This is a genomic window from Priestia sp. BR_2 (assembly GCF_041954005.1).
Classification (GTDB): Bacteria; Bacillota; Bacilli; order Paenibacillales; family Paenibacillaceae; genus Paenibacillus_AQ; species Paenibacillus_AQ lautus_A.
Window position 1 is genome coordinate 1 of record NZ_JAVFHM010000032.1, and the last position, 680, is coordinate 680.

Consider the following 680-nt stretch of genomic DNA (forward strand, 5'->3'; position numbering starts at 1 on the left):
GTATTTCTCCTCGTGATATTTTTATCGATAAACAAAGTGGAAAAAACTTCAATAGAGAACAGTATCAATTACTAAAACGAATAATTCGTAAAGGCGATATTCTTTATATTCATTCTTTAGATCGTTTCGGTCGTAATAAAGAAGAAATCTTACAAGAGTGGAATGCGATCACAAAAGAGGTTGAGGCGGACATTGTCGTCTTGGATATGCCGTTGTTAGATACGACTCAGTACAAGGATAGTTTAGGAACCTTCATTGCCGATTTAGTTCTTCAAATTTTATCTTGGATGGCTCAAGAAGAACGAGATCGTATTCGCAAGCGCCAGCGAGAGGGAATTGATGCTGCGGTGACTAAGGGAATTTCTTTTGGACGACCCAAAGCTCAAGTCAACGAAGAATTCATTGAAGCTTATAATCGATGGAAGAAAAAAGAAATTACAGCTGTACAAGCTATGAAAGAAGCGAATGTAAAAAAGACAACATTTTATAAATTAGTAAAGCAATATGAGAGTACTTTAGAAAAGGTCAATGTATAGTAGAAGAAACTTATCGAAAAGAAGATTTTGTGTATAAAATTAAAAGCGTCCTCTTTAGCAGCAAATGTTCGGGGAGAAAAGTACACGCATATTCGCTATACTCTTTCTGAAGCCCCTGGAAAGGGTTTCAATTCAGTATAAAAC

General features: G+C 35.9%; 1 protein-coding gene. It reads left to right on the forward strand.

Features of this window, described 5'->3' with window-relative positions:
- The first annotated feature begins 2 nt into the window (after positions 1-2).
- The gene (locus tag RB298_RS00380; protein ID WP_486045191.1) at positions 3-536 is read left to right on the forward strand and encodes a recombinase family protein; all 534 of its coding nucleotides are present in this window, start codon (positions 3-5) and stop codon (positions 534-536) included.
- Positions 537-680 lie beyond the last annotated feature (144 nt).